13 protein-coding genes are annotated in these 18188 nt (G+C 69.9%); 1 reads left to right on the top strand and 12 read right to left on the bottom strand.

Going from position 1 to position 18188, the window contains the following annotated elements; all coding sequences use genetic code 11:
• Positions 1-37 precede the first annotated feature (37 nt).
• The 6 genes from TA3x_RS24460 to TA3x_RS24435 form a co-directional block, all read right to left on the bottom strand.
• Entirely contained in the window at positions 38-1306 is a 1269-nt protein-coding gene (locus TA3x_RS24460; RefSeq protein WP_435017288.1) for a PQQ-dependent sugar dehydrogenase, read from the bottom strand.
• Between the two features lie 114 nt (positions 1307-1420).
• The gene (locus TA3x_RS24455) at positions 1421-3406 is read right to left on the bottom strand and encodes an ATP-dependent DNA helicase (protein ID WP_435017287.1); all 1986 of its coding nucleotides are present in this window, start codon (positions 3404-3406) and stop codon (positions 1421-1423) included.
• A 240-nt stretch (positions 3407-3646) separates the two neighbouring features.
• Complete coding sequence (gene thiS, locus TA3x_RS24450) at positions 3647-4684, bottom strand: sulfur carrier protein ThiS (RefSeq protein WP_435017286.1); 1038 nt, start codon at positions 4682-4684, stop codon at positions 3647-3649.
• Positions 4685-4838: 154 nt separating this feature from the next.
• On the bottom strand, positions 4839-7451 hold the full coding sequence (locus TA3x_RS24445) for an ATP-binding protein (protein WP_435017285.1): 2613 nt from the start codon (positions 7449-7451) through the stop codon (positions 4839-4841).
• 72 nt (positions 7452-7523) lie between these two features.
• Positions 7524-9347: a cytochrome c peroxidase gene (locus TA3x_RS24440; protein WP_435017284.1), complete on the bottom strand. Its 1824-nt coding sequence runs from the start codon at positions 9345-9347 to the stop codon at positions 7524-7526.
• A gap of 219 nt (positions 9348-9566) precedes the next feature.
• A complete protein-coding gene (locus TA3x_RS24435; protein ID WP_435017283.1) occupies positions 9567-10907 on the bottom strand; it encodes a di-heme oxidoredictase family protein in 1341 nt (446 codons plus the stop codon).
• A 257-nt stretch (positions 10908-11164) separates the two neighbouring features.
• Between TA3x_RS24435 and TA3x_RS24430 the strand changes: the two genes are divergently transcribed.
• Positions 11165-11533: a response regulator gene (locus TA3x_RS24430; protein ID WP_435017282.1), complete on the top strand. Its 369-nt coding sequence runs from the start codon at positions 11165-11167 to the stop codon at positions 11531-11533.
• Between the two features lie 76 nt (positions 11534-11609).
• Here TA3x_RS24430 and TA3x_RS24425 read toward each other — a convergent pair whose 3' ends face one another.
• The 6 genes from TA3x_RS24425 to TA3x_RS24400 all read right to left on the bottom strand — a co-directional run bounded on the left by TA3x_RS24425 (position 11610) and on the right by TA3x_RS24400 (position 18162).
• Positions 11610-12647 carry a glycosyltransferase family 2 protein gene (locus TA3x_RS24425; RefSeq protein ID WP_435017281.1) on the bottom strand — a complete coding sequence of 346 codons (1038 nt, stop codon included), beginning with the start codon at positions 12645-12647 and terminating at the stop codon, positions 11610-11612.
• An 82-nt stretch (positions 12648-12729) separates the two neighbouring features.
• On the bottom strand, positions 12730-13647 hold the full coding sequence (locus TA3x_RS24420) for a sugar phosphate isomerase/epimerase family protein (RefSeq protein ID WP_435022432.1): 918 nt from the start codon (positions 13645-13647) through the stop codon (positions 12730-12732).
• 18 nt (positions 13648-13665) lie between these two features.
• Positions 13666-14841, bottom strand: coding sequence for a Gfo/Idh/MocA family protein (locus tag TA3x_RS24415; RefSeq protein ID WP_435017280.1), 1176 nt, complete (start codon positions 14839-14841; stop codon positions 13666-13668).
• Between the two features lie 37 nt (positions 14842-14878).
• On the bottom strand, positions 14879-15802 hold the full coding sequence (locus TA3x_RS24410) for a rhomboid family intramembrane serine protease (protein WP_435017279.1): 924 nt from the start codon (positions 15800-15802) through the stop codon (positions 14879-14881).
• Between the two features lie 107 nt (positions 15803-15909).
• The gene (locus TA3x_RS24405) at positions 15910-17487 is read right to left on the bottom strand and encodes an NAD(P)/FAD-dependent oxidoreductase (RefSeq protein WP_435017278.1); all 1578 of its coding nucleotides are present in this window, start codon (positions 17485-17487) and stop codon (positions 15910-15912) included.
• A 267-nt stretch (positions 17488-17754) separates the two neighbouring features.
• On the bottom strand, positions 17755-18162 hold the full coding sequence (locus tag TA3x_RS24400; RefSeq protein WP_435017277.1) for a hypothetical protein: 408 nt from the start codon (positions 18160-18162) through the stop codon (positions 17755-17757).
• Between the last annotated feature and the right edge of the window lie 26 nt (positions 18163-18188).

Genomic DNA, 18188 nt, shown 5'->3' with positions numbered 1-18188 from the left:
ATCGAGCCGGGTCGGACAACGCGGATGGGCCGGACGCTCAGTCGGCGTCGGGGACCAGGCGATAGATGTGGCTCTGGCTGCTGTTCTTGCCTTCGAAGGGGAGGATCAACAGGTCGCCGTCGGGGGCCTCGCCGAAGCCCGCGATGGCCAGCTTCTTCTTGGCAACGTCGATCAGCTCGCCGGAAGCGACGGCCTTGCCGTCCTCGGCCCGAACGCCCCAGATCCGCCCGGAGTCGAAGTCGCCGTAGACGTAGGTCCCGACCAGGTCCTTGAGCTTATCGCCGCGATAGACGTAGCCGCCGGTGATGCTCTTGCCCACGTCCTTGCGGTTCGGGTCGAGCTTGACGTCGTGGGGATACTCGACGATCGGCTTGGTCAGGGGGCTGGCGGGGTCGGCCTTCTGGCGGGCCTTGAACGGGTGGAACGCCTCGGCGATGCTCCAGCCGTAGTTGCCGCCGTTGGTGAGGATGTGGACCATCTCCCACTTGTTCTGGCCCACGTCGCCGGCCCATATCGTCCCGTTCTCCTTGTCGAAGCTGAACTTCCAGACGTTGCGGAGGCCGATGCAGAAGACCTCGGGGGCCCACTTCTCGAACCGCGAATCGCGGAGCTTGGGGTTGTCCGAGGGGATGCCGTAGGCCTTGCCTTCGGCGGGGTGGTCGACGTCGATGCGGAGGATCGAGCCGAACCAGTCGGTCGGGTTCTGGCCGGTGACCAGGGGGTCGTCGGCGGCGCCGCTGTCGCCCAGCGAGATGTAGAGGTAGCCGTCGGGGCCGAAGGCGATGCACCCGCCGTTGTGGTTCTCGAAGGGATCCTTGGCCGAGACCCAGACCCGCTGCTCGCTGGCGGGGTCGGCGACGCGCGGGTCCTCCTTGGAGACCTTGAACCGCGACACGACCGAGACCCGGCGCTCGCCCTGCTTCTCGCTGTCGTTGGCCGAGTAGTAGACGAAGAACTCGCCGTTGTCCTTGTATTTGGGGTGGAACGCCAGGCCGAGCAGCCCTTCCTCGTTCCCCTTGTTCATCTTGTCCGGGAGCGTGAGGAACAGCTTCTTGTCCGAGGTGTCGGCCTGGTTCGGGAACGAGAAGATCTTGCCCTGGTGCTGCTCGACGACGAACAGGAGGTTGCTGCCGTCGGCCGGATAGGCCAGCGCCACGGGGCGGTCGAACGTGAGGTTGGGGAAGGCCACCACGGGCTTGAGCTTCGGCAGCCCCGCGTCGGCGGCCGGGGCCGTCGCGGCGAAGGAGGCAAGGGCGAAACCGCAGGCGAGGGCCGTGCGTGCGGCGAGTCGGGCGATCGAAGGCATGCCGTGCGTCTCCAGGCGATCCCGGCCGCGGTGGGCGAGTCCGCGGCCGACTGCGGCGCGGGGACATCCCCCGGCCGGCCCTCCAGTAGACCCGCCCTGCGCGGCAACGTCAAATCAAACCCCGGGGCGGCCCGTGGGCGCCAGCACTTCCACCACCCGGGGGCACTCGGGCAAAGAGGCCAGGAAGGTCCGGCCATAAGGCTTGCTCAGGACCCGGGGGTCGAGGATCGTCACGATCCCGGTATCCCCCCGCGACCGGATCAGCCGGCCGAACCCCTGCTTGAGCTTCAGCACCGCCTCGGGCACCTGGTAATCCACGAACGGGTTGCCGCCCCGGCGCCGGATCGCCTCCAGCCGGGCCTCCAGCAAAGGGCGGTCGGGGACGCTGAACGGCAGCTTGACGATGATGACCTGGGATAATGCCTCGCCCGGCACGTCCACGCCCTGCCAGAAGCTCTCCGCGCCGAAGATCACGCTGTCCACGTCGGCCTTGAACGCCTCGACCATCCGCGACCGGGGCATGCCGTCGGTCTGGGCGATCAGGGCGATGTTGCGGGCCGCGAACCAGGGGGTCAACGCCCGCGCGGCGGCCTCCAGCATCCGGTTCGAGGTGAACAGGACGAACGCCTTGCCGTGGGTCTTCTCCAGGTAGAACGGGAGCGCCCGGATGGCCGCCTCCTCGAACCCCTTCGGATCGTTCGACGGGTCGGGCAGGTTCCGGGGGATGTGGATCGCGGCCTGCTTCGGGTAGTCGAACGGGCTGCCGAGCTGGAGCGTCTCGCACTTCGTGAGGCCGACCCGGGTCTTGGCGTAGGTGAATCCGGGCGGCGAGCCGACGCTGAGCGTGGCCGAGGTGAGGACGCAGGTCGGCACGCGGTCGAACAGGTCGCGGCGGAGGATCGGCCCGATGTCCAGCGGGGCGCACGCCAGGGTGATCCGCCGACGCGGGCCGAGGTCCTCGTCGATCCAGTAGACCGCCTCATCGATGTCCTGCGACAGCCAGGAGGACAGCCCGTTGGCCATCGCCGCGCAGCGTTCGGAGGCGGCGACCAGCTCGACCCTCTGCTCGTCCTCCTCGATCTTCTGGGCCCCATCGTCGATCGCGGTCCCCAGCTTGCGGAGGGCCTCGCCCAGCGTGTCGTGGAGGCCCGACGGGCCCCGGAGCCGGCCGTTGGCCGAACCGCGCCGGCCCTTCCACTCGGAAACCGCCAGGAAGAAGTCCTCGGCGGCGATCTTCGCCCGCATGGCCAGCGAGACGGCGTCGGTCAACTGGTGGAAGACGAGCAGGCCCTTGCGGGTCCGTTCGTTGTAGAGCCGGCCGAGGGCGAAGTCGACCTGGCTGTTGCTGACGCGGAGGCCGAGGTGGTCGCCGGCCACGGCCTCCAGGGTGTGGGACTCGTCGAAGATGGCCACGTCGTAGTCGGGCAGGATGCTCCCGCCCGACGCCCGCAGCGCGAGGTCGCTCATGAACAGGGCGTGATTCACGATCAGGAGGTTGGCCGAGCGCATCCGCTGGCGGGCGGCGAAGTAGAAGCAGTCGCGATGCCTGGGGCACTTCTTGCCCAGGCAGTTGCCGTGCTCGCTGGCCACGGCATCCCAGACGCTCGGGGCGGGGCGGAAACCGAGGTCGGACCGGCTACCGTCGGTGGTCTCCCCGGCCCAGTGCTTGATCTCGTGGAGGTTGTCGAACTCCTCGGGCTTGAGGAAGATCGCCCCGGATCGCGACGCCGCCCCGTCCAGCCGGCGCAGGCTGACGTAGTTCGACCTTCCCTTGACCAGGACCGCCGAGAACTCCTCGGGCATGACCGCCTGGAGCAGCGGGATGTCCTTCTGGAGCAGCTGCTCCTGGAGGCTGATCGTGTGGGTCGAGATGACGACCTTCTTGCCCGTCTCGGCCGCCGCCTGGATGGCCGGGACCAGGTAGGCGAAGCTCTTGCCGACGCCGGTCCCGGCCTCGACCATCAGGTGCGACGAGGTCGCGATGGCGTGGGCCACGGCGTTGGCCATGGCCATCTGCTCGTCGCGGGCCTCGTAATGATGCAGACGCCGCGCGATCGCCCCGCCGGGGCCGAGGATCGGGGCCGGATCAAGCTGCGGCATCCTGCCCTCCCGCTCCCCGTTCGATCAAGACGTTTTGAATCCGGCCGGGTGGCTGTGGTTGGCTTGCCAACCACAGGGCCGGTGCTGTTGCCTCGTGAGGTCGGCCATCGATCGGGCCGATCGCGCGATCCACGCCCGACGCTGCCGCTCCAACCCGTCGGCCCTGTGGTTGGCAAGCCAACCACAGCCACCCGGGGAGGGAACTGTCCGGATGGAGAGGCACCCACCCCGTCTGGTCGATCAAGACGGCCTGGTCGCGGCGATCGACCCTTCGGTCGGGCTCGACGCGGTGGCGTAGAGCTTCTTCGCGATCCGCCCGGCGCCGAAGGCGAGCCGCCCGGCCTCGACGGCCAATCGCATCGCGTGGGCCATGCGGAGCGGGTCGCGGGCGCCGGCGATCCCGGTGTTCAGCAGGACGCCGTCGCAGCCCAGTTCCATGGCGATGGCCACGTCGCTGGCGGTGCCGACCCCGGCGTCGATGATGACCGGGTAGTCCGGGTCGCCGTGCTTGAGGTCTTCGAGGATGATCCGCAGGTTGTTGCTGTTGAGCACGCCTTGTCCGCTGCCGATCGGGCTGCCGGCCGGCATCACGCTGGCGGCTCCGGCCGCCTTGAGGTGGCGGGCCATCACCGGGTCGTCGCTGGTGTAGCAGAGGACGTGGAAGCCTTCGGCCACCAGCGCCTCGGTGGCGCGGAGGGTGGCGACCGGGTCGGGGAGGAGGGTGCGGGTGTCGGCCAGGACTTCCAGCTTCACCCAGTCGGCCCCGGGGTTGCCGAGGCCGGAGAGCAACTCGCGGCCGAGCCGGGCGGTCCGCAGGGCGTCGTCCATGTTGAAGCAGCCGGCCGTGTTGGGCAGGATCGTGTAGCGGTCCGGGTCGATGTAGTCGAGGAGGTTCCGCCCCTCGCGGTCGAACAGGCGCTCGCGTCGGACGGCCACGGTGACGACCTCGGTGCCGCTGGCCTCCAGGCAGTCGCGCATCAGGTCGAGCGTGCTGTACTTGCCGGTGCCGACCAGGAGGCGGCCCCGGAAGCGGTGCGGGCCGATCTGGAGCATCGGCGGCTCTTCCAGGGCGACCGCGGCCCCGCCGCCGACCAGGGTGACGACTTCCAGCACGTCCCCCTCGGCGATCTCGACGCCCTGATGCTGGGCCCGGGGGACGAGGTCGCGGTTCCGCTCCACGGCCACGCGCTCGGGCTTCAGGCCCAGGTGGTCGAGGAGCCCGGCCACGGTCAATGGCCCGGGGAGGTCGCGCCGCTCTCCGTTCAAGGTGATCGTCACTGGTGGGTCCGCCGATCCTGTTGCTCGCCGCCGCTCTCGGCCTTCACGAATGTCCATCTTAGGGGCGGGCGCGAATCGGGGTCAAGCCGGCCTCGCGTCGCCGATGGCGATCGTACCAGATCCCGCCCCCGGGCCCCAAGGCCGGCCGGCGCGATCAGGCCATCACCTCGCGGATGACGACCTCCAGCTTCCGGAAGTCGATCGGCTTGGTGAGGTGGGCCGAGAAGCCGGCGTCCCGGCAGCGCTGGATGTCCTCCTGCATCCCGTAGCCGGTCAGGGCGACGGCCGGGACGGCGTCGCGGCGGCGGATCGCGCGGATCAGGTCGATGCCGCTGCCGTCGGGCAGGCCGATGTCGCTGATGACCAGGTCGAACGAGTCGGCGTCGAAGGCGGCGAGGGCGTCCTGGAGCGTGTCGGCGGTGGTGACCCGGTGGGCCATGCCCCGGAGCAGGCGGGACAGGACGCGGAGCGTGGCGATGTCGTCCTCGACCAGCAGGAGCTTGAGCGGGCCGTCCGCCGGTGCGTCGCTCGTCGGCGGATCGGCCGGGGCATCGGGCGCGAAGGCCAGGGAGGGGAGGCGGACGGTGAAGGTCGAGCCCCGGCCCTTGCCCTCGCTGCCGGCCGCGAGCGAACCGCCGTGGGCCTCGATCACCGATCGGCCGATGGCCAGGCCCAGGCCCAGCCCCCCATAACGCCGGTTGAGCGACGATTCCCCCTGGCGGAACGGCTCGAAGATCAACGGGAGGACCTCGGGCTCGATGCCGATCCCGGTGTCGGCGACCTCGATGGCAAGGAAGCCGGGGGCCTTCCCCGGCTCGCCATGCTCGTTCCTGGTCGAGATCCGGATCGTGCCGCCGGCCGGGGTGAACTTGACCGCGTTCTTGATCAGGTTCCAGAAGACCTGCTGGAGCCGGGCCGGGTCGGCGTTGACGGTCCGCTCGCGCGCCTCCAGGTCCAGGATGACCCGGAGGCCGGCCTCGGCGATCTCCCCGTGGCAGATGGTCAGCGCCTCGCCGATCAGGTTGTGGGCGTCGGCGATGCCCCACTGCAGGGCCATCTTGCCGCGGAGGATCCCCATCACGTCGAGCAGGTCGTCGATCAGGCGGGCTTCCAGCTCGACGTTGCGGCGGATCATGACCAGGAGCGAACGCAATTCGGCCGGGGGGTTGGATTTCTCCAGCATCGCCGAGACGGCCAGGAGGATCGGGTTGAGCGGCGTCCGCAACTCGTGCGACAGCACGGCGAGGAATCGGTCCTTGGATCGATTCGCCTCCTCGGCCGCGTCGCGGGCCTCGCGGAGGTCGCCCGCCAGCCGTTCCAGGGACCGCCTCGCCTCGATCTGCTCGGTCACCTCGACGGCATGGATCAGGATCCCGTCGATCGACCCGGCGGCGTCGCGGGTCGGCAGGAACACGACCCGGGCGGTGGCCTGATAGGGGGTCGAAGTCCCCGGCCGGAAGAGCCGGAGGGGCTGCTCGTCCACCGCGTGGCGACCCCCCTCGGCGTAGACCCGGTCCATGATGGCGCGGATCTCCCCCCGATCGGCCTCGGGGAATAGCCCTTCGAGGGACCGGCCGACGATCCCGGCGGCGTCTTCCCGACCGAACGAGGCCAGCGACGTCGGGTTGATCAGGTCGACGAGGTGGCCCGGGCCCCGGGTGGTGACGATCATCGCCGGGGCCTGCATGACGAGGTCCTGGAGCCGTTGCCGGGCCACGCGGGCCTCGGCCAGGAGCCGATCCCGCTCGGCCTCCTCGCGCCTCTGCCGGCCGACGTCGCGGAAGACCTTGACCACGCCCAGGATGTTGCCCTGCTCGCCCCGGATCGGCGAGGCGATGTCCTCGATGGTCGTCTCGCGCCCGTCCCGGGCCACCAGCACGGCGACGCCCCGGATCTGCTCGCCCCTCCCATCGCGCGCGACCCGCGCCGCCAGGCTCTCGACCGGCCGCCGGGTTTCCTCGTCGATCAATCGGAAGACCTCGGCGATCGGCCGGCCGATCAGCTCGGCCGGGGCGTAGCCGATCAGGGCCTCCGCCGCCGGGTTGACCAGCAGGACGTTCCCGCGGGGATCGGTCGCGATCACGCCGTCGCCGATGCTCTCGACGGTCGCGGCCAGCCAGCGCTCATGCTGGCGGACCATCGCGGCGGCCCGCTCGCGGCGGTGGGCGTCGCGCTGGTCGCGGTGGAAGGCGAGGCCCAGCAGGAGCACCGCCAGGGCCGATGCCAGGGTGAATGAGACGCCCGCCTTCCGGACCGCCATCAGCGAATCGCTCGACGTCTGGCGGTAGAAGGCGTCGACCCTCTGGTCGATGGAACGAAGCAGCTCGCGGGCGCGTTCCGTCGTCCGGCCATCGCGCGGGATCTTCGCGCCCGGCTCGCCCGGACCGGACCGGATCAGCCTCGCCAGCTCGTCCCGCTTGACCTGCAGCAAACCCAGGAGCTCATCGACGTCGCGGGCGTCCTTGAGGATGTGCTCGCCCATCCGACTGGCGTTCGCGATCTCGGCATCGATGGCCTGGTCGCATCTCTGGTAATACTCGAGGGCCCCGCGATCCCCCGTCTCCGCGAACAGGTAGGGGCCGGACTCGGCCGCGAACAGGATCCGGACCCGGCTGACGGCGCGGAGGAATTCCCGGGTCTCGGACAGCGTCTGGTTGTCCGCCCCGAGCCTCGTCAGGGTCTCGACCGTGACCAGGGTATTGGCGAGCAGGACCACCACCGCCGACAGGAACCCGAACCTGGGGAGGAATTCGGCCCAGCGCCTCACATCACCACCTCGCCACCGAAATCGCACCATCCCGACGCCCCGGATCCGGCTCACCTATCCTCTCGTGCTCGTTCAGAGACTTTGCAAGTAGGCGATGAGATCGCCGAGTTCGGCCTCGGTCAGCGCCGATCCGCCGACGGCCTCGGGCGAGTGATCCCCGGTCAGCATGGCACGCAAAGTCGGGGCCCGACCGTCGTGGAGATAGGGGTCCTTGTCATACACGCCGATCAGGGACGGGGGATTGTGCCCCTCGTAGACGTCGCCCCGCTCGCCGAGGCCGACGTCGTGCTTGCGGCCGTCAGTGAATTCCGGCCCCTTGTGGCACGACGAGCAGGCGGCCTTGGCGGAGCGGAACAGGGCCTCTCCGCGCCGGGCTTCCTCGGTCAACCCGCCGTCCGGGGTGCGATGGGGGTTGGGCGGGAAGTCGAGCGTCGCCAGGTAGGCGACGACCGCCTCCACCTCGTCGGGCGCCGGTTTCGGCCCCTGCATGCTCTTGGTGAACGATTCCGCGACGGCCTGGGAAAGGCTCTCCTGCCAGCCGTGCCAGGTCCAGGGGGCGGTCTTATCGACGCGCCGCAGGGTGGGGACCTTCTTCCGGCTCCGCGCGTGGGCGGTCTGCCCGTCGATCCAGCCGTCGTTGAACGTGTCGAAGTCGAGGCCGTTGGTGTGGCCGTCGCTGTGGCAGGTGTTGCAGCTATACCAGTGGTTGGCCGATCGGTCGGCGTCGTGGAACAGGGCCTCGCCGCGTCGGGCCAGCGACGGCGTGGCCGGACCGCCCAGCGCGATCGTGCGGGTCGCCCGGCCCGTGGCCGCGTCCACCTGCTGGATCGCGTTGGACAGGTAATTGGCGGCGTAGAACGTCCGGCCATCCGGGGCGGCCACCAGGTCGGTCGGGCGGCCGCCCAACTCGACCCGACGGAACCGGGACGGGTCGCCGACCAGGTCCTCGGCCATCAGGTCGCGGCCCAGGCCGCCCCGCCAGGAAAGCGGCCTCCCGTCGAGCCGGATCAGCATCGCCTCGTGGGTGCCGCCGCACGAGACGGCCAGGGTGTTCGCTTCGGGGCCGACCAGGGCCACGCCGTGGGCATCCCCGGCGGCGTCCCCCTTGGGGTCGATCGACAGCCCGTCGGGCCTCGCCGACCCGTCCAGGGCGACGCGGAAGACCCGCTGGCCCAGGACCCAGCCGAGGTCGATGTTGTTCTCGGTCGTCGGGAACCGGCGGTTCTTCATCCCGGCCACATACGCCGTCTTGCCGTCCGGGGTGATCGCCACCTGGCGGAGGTTGTCACCGCCCAGGTCCAGCGTCCGCTCGACCTGGAACGAGGCCAGCCCAATCACCGAGACCGACCGGCCCCGGGTGTTGGCGACGACCAGCAGCGACCCGTCGGGCGTGATCGCCAGCGCCCGGGGCTCGCGGCCAACGGCCACGCGGCCCGTGACCTTGCGGTCGACGAGGTCCACCCGCGCCACCTCGTTGGCGGCCCCGACCGCGACGAACGCCGTACGGCCGTCGGGGCCGATCGCGACGCCTCGCGGCTCGGGCCCGACCTCGACGCGGCCCTCGACCTTCACCCCTTCGGGCGTGAGGCGCAGGACCGCCGCGTCATAGCCGCGCCAGTGGGTCACGATGCCCCGCGTGCCGTCGCCGGAGATGGCCACCCCGGCCGGCATGTCGCCGGTGGGGACCTCGACGATCACCTTCCCGCCGATCAAATCGAGCCAGGAGACCGAGTTGGCCGTCTGGTTCGCCACCAGCATCCGCGACCCGTCGCGGGCGATCGCCAGGGCGATCGGCGAGCGGTCGGGGGCCTGCGCGTCTCCGCCCCGGGCAGGGACGGCCGCCGTCGCGACGAGGATCGCGAGGCATGCCGAGGTCTGCGTCAGCCGATGGGTCATGGAAGGTCCGTCTCCTGCTCGGTCGGAAACCTGGGCGGGGGGGCGGGCATGGCGGGGCCCGGAGAGGGGTTCGACAACAACAGGATAGGAACGCGGGCCCGCCGCGGCAAGCCGGATGGACCTTCCGGCCTGCTCGGGCCGGGAAATGGAACGAGGGGGCCCGACCGGGATCGGGCCCCCTCGAAATCGTTCGGTCGCAGGTGGTAGCTCGCGGTCGGATCAGCGGGCCGAGGCGAGGACGCCCCGGTCGGGATCGATGGCCGGCTTGGCCTCGGCCGGGGCTTTCAAGGTCCCGAGGAAGGTCAGCAGGGCCTGCGCGTCGCCGGGCGTCAGGCCGCGATGGCGCTTCAGGACCTCCTCGGCATCGCCGTGGTGGCGGGCGATGGCCGCCTCCAGGGTCGGCGATCCCCCGTCGTGGAAGTACGGGGCGGAATCGGCCACGCCCCACAGGGCGGGCGTCTTCCACTCCTCGGCCAGCGGGAAGGCATCCGGCAGCGGGACCTCGGGCGAATCGAGCGTGCTGTAGCCCGACCCCTCGCCGTTGGACCGGTCGTCGAGCCGGTGGAGCAGGAAATCGCTGTAGACCCCGGCCAGCCCGCCGATGTCCGGGGTGTGGCACGAGGCGCAGCCCACCGAGGCGAAGACCTCGCGGCCCCGGGTCGCCTCGGCGGCCTTGTCCGACAGGTCGGGGACCAGCTCGGTCGGACGGGGCAGGGTGTCGATGAACGCCACCAGCGAGCGGAACTGCTTGCGGTCGAGGTCGGGGTCGACCTCGGGATAGTTGTGCCCGATCGGCGTGGCCTGGGGCATCCGGGGGTTCCCCAGCCCGACCTCGTTGGCGCACGCGGCTGCGACGAATTCTTCGAGCGTGGCGAACTGGGCCTTCCAGCCGAACTTGCCCACCCGCCCGTCGGCCAGGACCCGGGGCCGGCCCGGCAACACCCCGCCGAATTCGCCGGTGACCTCGCGCCCCACCTTGGCCACCGCCTTGCGGAGCCCGTGCTGGTAGATCGTCTTGCCCGAAAGCCGGTCGATCCACCCGGCGCCGAATAGGGCGGTCGAGTTCACGCTCTCCGTCCGGAGCGGGTCGAAGTCGCGGGTGAAGACCCGGCAATCCCCCGACACCGTGACGCTGCCCGGGATGATCGGGAACATCTTCCGGAGCTTCTTATCCCCTTCCAGGAACTTGTTTTCGACGGCGAACGCGTGGATCAACCCGCCGCTGAGGTCGGGGCGATCCTTGGTCGGCAGCGCCATGAACGACCGGACGTTCTGCTTGTTGTTGCCGCCCCCGCCGACGCCGCCCTGGAAATGGCAGGCCACGCACGACCGTCCGTTGAAGACCGGCCCCAGCCCGTCCCCCTTGGCCAGCGGGTCGTGGGGCGTCCACTCGTGCTCGAACAGGGCGAGGCCGGCCGCCTTCGCCGAGGCGCTGGCCCGCGGGGCCCACCAGATCGGCAGGCCGGGGGACGCCACCCAGGTCAGCAGCCCCGCGACCGCCGCCGTCAGGCCCAGGCCGAGCTGGCGCCGCGCCTGACCCAATCCGGATAAACCGTCCATCGCCGGCCCTCCTTCCGCCCGTGATCGTCGAGGATCCTCCGCCGTCCGACAAATGTAATCAAGAGAGGAATGGGACGCAATCGGGTCGCGGACTTTTGTCAGGACCGGAGCGGGTCGGATCGTCCCGATCCATCGATTCGCGCCGATCGATCCGACCCGATCGGTCGGCGAGGCGGGGGAGGCGGCCGGGGGCACGCGCGTTGCTCGAATGATCGAGCGTGTCCCGCAGCCCCATCCTTTCGAGAGGAACTCGCCCGATGGAACGGCCACGGCTTTTGGTGATCGACGACGACGTCTACACGCGGAATGCGCTCCATGCCCTGTTCACCCCGAGGGGTTGGCAGGTCGGACTGGCCGGCTCGGTCGCCGAGGGGCTGGTCGGGCTCGACCCCGCCCCCCACTGCATCATCCTCGACCTGAACCTGCCGGATGGGGGCGGGGAGACCATCCTTCGGCAGGTCCGCAGCCGGCACCCATCGACCCTGGTGGCGGTCTGCTCGGGGTCGGAAGATGCCCGGCAGATCGAGGAGGTCCGGTCGCTCCGCCCGGAAGTCCTGCTCTGGAAGCCGATCGACCTGGCCCCGATCTTCCGCCTCTGCGACCTGGTCTTCGCGCGGTCGGCATGAAACGGATCCACCCGAAGACTGGACCCGGGCCCGGGCGGGAATGGATGCCCGCCCGCGTCGGGGTCGCCCCGTCCGATCACTCCTGGCGGCCGAGCGGCCCCGATTCCAGGGTCGAGGACTGGCGGACTTCGCCGAGCAGGTAGGTCGTCTTGGACTGCGACTCGTAGTAGGTCCGCATCACCATCTCGGCCAGCAGGCCCATCAGGATGCTCTGGACCCCGGCGAGGGCGCAGATCACGGAGACGAGGGGGAGGGGGGTCTGGATGAACGTCTTGGGCTCGCCCCCGGTGATCGCGTTGTGCAAGTATTTGTAATAAAGCATCAGGGCGAAGCAGAACATGCTCCCGGTGATCGACGCGATCCCGATCCGGCCGAACAGGTGGATCGGCCTCTGAGCATATTTCTGATAGAACCGGATCAGCATCAGGTCGAGGACGACGTTGAAGGTCCGGCCCAGGCCATACTTGGTCTTGCCGGCGGTCCGGGCGCGGTGGTTGACCACCATCTCCGTGACCTTCGCCCCTTGCCACGAGGCGAAGATCGGGATGAATCGGTGCATCTCGCCGTAGAGCCGGACCCCTTCCAGGACGCTCCGGCGGTAGGCCTTCATGGTGCAGCCGAAGTCGTGGAGGGCCACGCCGGAGATCCGGGCGATGATCCGGTTGGCCATCCAGGACGGGACCTTGCGGGACAGGAATCGGTCCTGCCGATCCTTGCGCCAGCCGGAGACGACGTCGAACCCCTCGTCGAGCTTGCCCAGGAGGCGGGGGATGTCGGCCGGGTCGTTCTGGCGGTCCCCGTCCATCGGGATCAGGATCGACCCGCGCGACAGGTCGAGCGCCGCCGAGAGCGCGGCGGTCTGGCCGCAGTTGCGGCGGAGGAACGCCACGCGGACGTGGTCCGGGTCCGCATCCTGGATTTGCCGGAGCAGCGCGACCGTGCCGTCGGTCGAGCCGTCATCGACGAAGATGATCTCGTAGTCGTTGGGCAGGCCCCGGAGGACGCGGTCGAGTTCGGCGTGCAGCTCGACGACGTTGCCGGCCTCGTTGTAGACCGGGATCAGGATCGACAGGCGGGCGGCGGGCTCGCCGAGCTGCTGGTGGGTGATCGGCATCCGCTCCCTCATCGCAATCGCGTACCGGCCATGACCTCGATTGGGCAAGGATACCACCCGTTCCCGCCGATGCGAGCAGCCCTCAACCGGGCAGGAACTGGAGCAGGTAGCGCCGGGAGATCCGCAACGCCTCGCACCGCTTCTCGATCGGGCCTTCGTAGGCGCGGTCCTCGACCTCGATGGCCACGTCGCCGTCGTAACCCATGTCGGCCAGAGCCCCGAGGAACGCCCCCCACTTGACCTCGCCCATGCCGGGGAGCTTGGGGGTGTGCCACAAATTCGGGTAGGACAGCACGCCGTGGGCGTCGCGCTTGGCCCGGTCCACCCGCGCGTCCTTGGCGTGGATGTGGAACAGGCGGTCGCGGAACTCCGCCAGCGGGGCGATGTCGTCCATCCCCTGCCAGACGAAGTGCGACGGGTCGAAGTTGAGGCCGAAGTTCGGGCTGGGGATCGACTCGTACATCTTCCGCCAGATCGCCGGGCTGGTCGCCAGGTTCTTCCCGCCGGGCCACTCGTCGGCGGTGAACGACATCGGGCAATTCTCGATGGCGATCCGGATGCCCTTCGATTCGGCATACGCCATCATCGGCGCCCAGACCTCGACGAACCGGGGCCAGTTGGCCTCGACCGACAGGGCAGGGTCGCGGCCCACGAACGAGGTGACCACGCCGATGCCGAGGTCGGCCGCCGCGTCGATCACCTTGCGGAGGTGGGCCGCCTCGACCTCCGCCCGGGACCGGTCGGCGGCCAAAAGGTTCGGGTAATAGCCGAGCGCGGAGATGGCGACGCCGTGACGCTCGGTCAGGTCCCCGACGGCCTGCGCCGAGCCCGGGCCCCAACCGGTCACGTCAACGTGGGTGACCCCGGCATAGCGGCGATCGGCCTTGCCGGGGGGCCAGCACATCACCTCGACGCTGCCGAACCCGGCCCCGGCGGCGAAGCCGAGCACCTCGTCGAGGTTCCATTCGGGGAAGATTGCCGAGACGAATCCCAGTCTCATCATCTCATTTCCTCGGTCTCAGGCCGTCTCGACATCTTCCCACGATCCCGACGCGGCCGACCGCGCGATCGCCTCGCACAGCCGGACCTCCCGGTGCCCGTCGGCGAAGGTCGGGAACGGCCGATCGCCGACCCCGCCCGCGCCCACCCAGGCATACACCGCGCGATACAACTGCATGAACGAGTCCGGGAACCCCTCGGCATGGCCGCCCGGGTAGTGGGTGAAGTCGCGGGCCTCGGGCGAGAGCAGCGCCGGGTCGCGTTCCAGGATCTGATTGGGCTTGTCGCGATGGCCGAGCCACAGGACGTTCGGATCCTGGCTGTCCCAGCTCATCGACCCCTCGGACCCGTCGATCACCAGGGTGATCCGGTTCTTCCGCCCGGCCGAGACCTGGGAGACGTGGAACCCGCCCCGGGTCTCGTCCCCCATCCGGAACAGGACGGCGGCATGGTCGTCGGTGGAGATCGCCACCGGCTCGCGGGCCACGGTCGAGGCTCGGGGATCGGTGAAGGTCTCGGGCCGCCCGGTCGGCTTCTGGCGGATCGGGTGGAAGGTGGCCAGGTCGGCGGTCAGCCGGCGGATCGGCGCGCCGACGACGAACTGGGCCAGGTCCATCCAGTGCGTGCCGATGTCGGCCACGGCGCGGAGGTTGGTGGCACCGTCGGGTTCGACCCGCCAGTTATAGTCCTCGGGCCACAGCAGCCAGTCCTGCTCATAGGCCCCGGTCACGCGGAAGATTCGCCCGAGGTCGCCCCGGGCGATCCGCGCCTTCATCTCCTGGCAGATCGGGTAGAACCGGACGTTGTAGTTGACCGCCGCCGCCTGCCGGGGGCGGGACTCCGCCAGGTCGCGCAGGGCCGCCGTCTCGGCCGAGGTCACGGCCAGGGGCTTCTCGCAGACGATGTGACGGCCCGATTCGAGGACCCGGGTCGCCTGCTCGAAATGGGCCGCGTTCGGCGAGGCCACATGGACCGCGCCGACCGCCGGATCGGCAATCAACGCGTCGAGGTCATCGTACACCCGGGGGATGCCCAGGCGGTCGGCCAGGCCCCGGGCCCGGTCGGGCGACGAGCCGAGCAGGCCGACGATCGGGACGCCGATCCGCCGCAGGGCCTCGGCGTGGACCGGGCCGATGAACCCGCCACCGACCAGGGCGACGCCCGGGGGGTGGGGCAGGACGTGGGGCGCACCCATGAGGAAGTCTCCCGAGAGGCCGGGCGATCGGCCCGGATCAGAACCGGCGGAGGCCGAAGGCGATGCCCACCGCCAGACCCACGCCGTGGCAGACGTTGGCGAACGAGACCGTGGGCATCGGCGCGTCCGGCGAGACGTCGATCTTGCTGATGATCCCGAACAGGAACCAGGCGATCATCATGAACGCCGCGTTGGGCGGCAGCGCCAGGCCGTCCTCCGGGTCGGCGTGCCCCTTGGCCCAGAGGTAGCCGGCCAGGGCGAACAGCACGCCGGACATCCCCCCGAAGCTCCCGCCGGACTCGAAGAACTGGCCGATGTTGCCCAGCACCGCCGCGACCACGGCGATGATCGCCATCTTCTGCCATCCCTTGCGCGATTCCACCCGCTCGCCCAGCGCGATCAGCGCCAGCATGTTGAAGATCAGGTGGATCGGGCCGAAGTGGATGAAGATCGGCGTCAGGACGCGCCAGAACTGGCCGTGTTCGATGTCGGACAGGCCGTTGTCGCGGAGGACCCGGAAGTTGCCGACGGTCTCGACCTTGTGGGTGGAGAACGACAGCCACTCCCCGACCCGGGTGAGCGGCTCACCCATGTCGGTGCCGATCGCGACCAGGATCGAGGCGGCCAGGAGGGCGGCCGTCAGCGGGGCGCGGCGGTGGAACGGGCCGTTCCAGCGGTCGCTGACCTCCCGGATGTTGCCCCGGTATTCCGCCTCGGCCTGCTCCGCCTTCTGCCGCAGGGTGCGGGCTTCCCGGGAGGCGGCCCGGAACCGGGGGTCATCCGGGGCCTTGCGGAACTCCTCCAGGACGGCGCGGGCCTCCTCGACCCGATCCTCGCGATGGACCCAGATCTGGACGCCATCGGCGGCCGGGATGAGCTTGGTCGAGATGCCGAGCGTCAGGAGATAATCCTCCAGGACGCGTGCGGCCTTCTCCTCGGCGATGGTTCCGATCTCGCGCAACGGAGCGATCCCCGGACGGCGGGCGGGCGACGACCGGTGCTGTGCCGGTCTGATCGCCCCAATCTAACACGTCACGCACCCGGAGGCCATCCTCCGGGCCGATCGCATCAAGCGGAGGCCGAGACCCGCCGGGGCACGGCGCGGGCGTCCTCGCCCGCCTCCTCGCCTTCCTCGTGATACTGGGCGTCGGTGTTGACCTTCCAGGTATCGAACTCGCCCAGGCCCAGGATGTTCCGCGCCGCCAGCAGCGCGGTCATCATGGAGTGGTCCTGGTTGTTGTACTTGTGCATGCCGTTGCGGCCGGCTAGTTCCAGGTTGCCCAGCTTCGCCAGCCAACCGCGGATCACCGCCAGGTGGTCCTGGTAGACGTCGTCATAGACCGGGTAGGCCTTGGGCATCCGGACGACGCACCCGTCGATCACGTCGGCGGACTTGCCGAGGCCGATGGCCTCGATCTCGCGACGGCCGATGGCGATCAGCTCCTCGTCGCTCTTGGCCCAGAAGTCGTCGTCCTGGAAGCAGAAGTATTCCAGGCCGAGGCTGGTGGTCATGTTGTTCGGGAGGAGGTCCGGCGACCAGTTCTTGAAGTTCTGGATCCGGCCGACCCGGACGTCGGGCTCGTGGATGTAGATCCAGTTGTCCGGGAAGCTCTCGGGGGTGTCCAGGATGAGGACCACGGTGAGGAAGTCGCGATAGCGGAGCGACTCGGCCGCCTTCAGCACCTCGGCCGGCGCGGGCGGGTCCATCGCGCGGATCAGGGCGCGGATCGGCAGGGTCGAGACGAAGTGTTCGCCCCGATACCGGGTCTGCCGGCCGTTCGAGTCCGAGGCGACGAAGGCGGTGACGGCCGTCCCGTCGTGCTCGATCCGGGCGACGCGGCGGTCGTGGTGGACGGCGTTGCCGCCGGCGCGGACCTTCTCGCGGGCCGCTTCCCACATCTGGCCGGGGCCGAGTCGGGGGTACTGGAAGCTATCGATCAGGGTCTTGATGACCTCGCCCTTGCCGCTCCCCCGCTTGCCGAACAGGGCATCCCACACGGCCCGGGTCAGGCTCAGACCCTTGATCCGCTGGGCGGCCCAGTCGGCCGAGATCTCCGTGGTCGACATCCCCCACACCTTCTCGGTGTAGGTCTTGAAGAACATGTCGAAGAGGACCCGGCCGAAGCGGTTGACGGTCCAGTCCTCGAAGCTCCGCTCGGGCTTGATGGGCCGGAGGCGGGCTTTGGCGTAGCTGAGGACGATCAGCAGGGCGCGGATCGGCCCGAGCTTGCGGAAGGCGTCGAGCGGCTTGAGCGGATAGTGGAAGAACTTGCGGTTGTAGTAGATCCGGCTCATCCGCTTGCGGGTGATGAGCTGGTCGCCCAGGATCTCGCGCCAGAGCTTGTTGACCTCGTCGCTCTTGCTGAAGAACCGATGGCCGCCGATGTCGAACCGATAGCCCTTGTACTGGTCGGTCCGGCTGATTCCGCCGACCAGCTGCGCCTCGGACTCCAGCACCACGCACGAATGGCCGTGCCGGGTCAGCTCGTAGGCCGCGGTCAGGCCGGCCGGACCCGCGCCGGCGATCACCGTGGAATGGGACGCGACGACGGCGATCTCGCCCGGGTCGTCGACCCTCGTCCAGCGGTGGGGCGGGAGTCCGCCGCGGACCCGTTCCGGTCGCGGCGAGGGATTATCGATACCCATCAGGGCCCTCCTTGGCTCGATGGTAAACGGCCGAGATCCGGCCCGGGACGGACCGATTCACGAGTCCATCCCGGGACTCGGCCGAGTTGTGTCATAATCGATCGTCAAGGTCAAGGCCGCGAACGGACCGCGGGACCCCGGGCCCGGCCGATGGACGACCGGCGTCGGCAGGTTCCCGAGCCGGAGGTCGCCCGAGGATCGCCGGCTCGCCGCCGGACACCGCCTCTCGGGGACGATGGGCTTTCCCCCAGATCGGCCGGATCGGCCTCAGAGCGTGAGCAGTTCCCTGGCCTTTCGGTCGAATGCCGCGGCGGCCTCGACGACCTGGGCCGGCTCCAGCTTCAGGGATTGGGCCCGCTCGAAGGCCCGCAGGTGCTCCGCGTCGAGCAAATCGGCGCGGACATAGAGTTGTTCGCAGGCCAGCAGGAGGCAGCGGAGCCCGGCCTCGCGATACCCCCGGGCATAGACCAGGGCGCGGAGGTCGGCGAACATCGCCTCGTAGGCGAACAGGCCGGCATCGGTCTGGTCCGCCTGCCCGGAGCGTTGCACCCGGCCCGCCGCGTCGAGGCGTTCGGCCGCCAGCGCGAGCAGCCCCGGCACGCGGCCGGGGGCATCCTCGTCGGGGAACAGGTACGGGCTATCCAGGCACTTATGCAAGGTATTGATGATCGCCATGATGCGCGTCGACCTCGGTGGGGAGC

It is taken from the genome of Tundrisphaera macrotermitis (genome assembly GCF_051175315.1).
Lineage (GTDB): Bacteria > Planctomycetota > Planctomycetia > Isosphaerales > Isosphaeraceae > Tundrisphaera.
This window is presented reverse-complemented; position numbering and strand designations above follow the sequence as displayed.

Coding starts and splice junctions, on each gene's coding strand:
- TA3x_RS24440 (WP_435017284.1), bottom strand. CDS start 9,347: ATGACCCATCGGCTGACGCAGACCTCGGCATGCCTCGCGATCCTCGTC.
- TA3x_RS24420 (WP_435022432.1), bottom strand. CDS start 13,647: ATGAGACTGGGATTCGTCTCGGCAATCTTCCCCGAATGGAACCTCGAC.
- TA3x_RS24405 (WP_435017278.1), bottom strand. CDS start 17,487: ATGGGTATCGATAATCCCTCGCCGCGACCGGAACGGGTCCGCGGCGGA.
- TA3x_RS24430 (WP_435017282.1), top strand. CDS start 11,165: ATGGAACGGCCACGGCTTTTGGTGATCGACGACGACGTCTACACGCGG.
- TA3x_RS24460 (WP_435017288.1), bottom strand. CDS start 1,306: ATGCCTTCGATCGCCCGACTCGCCGCACGCACGGCCCTCGCCTGCGGT.
- TA3x_RS24435 (WP_435017283.1), bottom strand. CDS start 10,907: ATGGACGGTTTATCCGGATTGGGTCAGGCGCGGCGCCAGCTCGGCCTG.
- TA3x_RS24425 (WP_435017281.1), bottom strand. CDS start 12,647: ATGCCGATCACCCACCAGCAGCTCGGCGAGCCCGCCGCCCGCCTGTCG.
- TA3x_RS24455 (WP_435017287.1), bottom strand. CDS start 3,406: ATGCCGCAGCTTGATCCGGCCCCGATCCTCGGCCCCGGCGGGGCGATC.
- TA3x_RS24400 (WP_435017277.1), bottom strand. CDS start 18,162: ATGGCGATCATCAATACCTTGCATAAGTGCCTGGATAGCCCGTACCTG.
- TA3x_RS24415 (WP_435017280.1), bottom strand. CDS start 14,841: ATGGGTGCGCCCCACGTCCTGCCCCACCCCCCGGGCGTCGCCCTGGTC.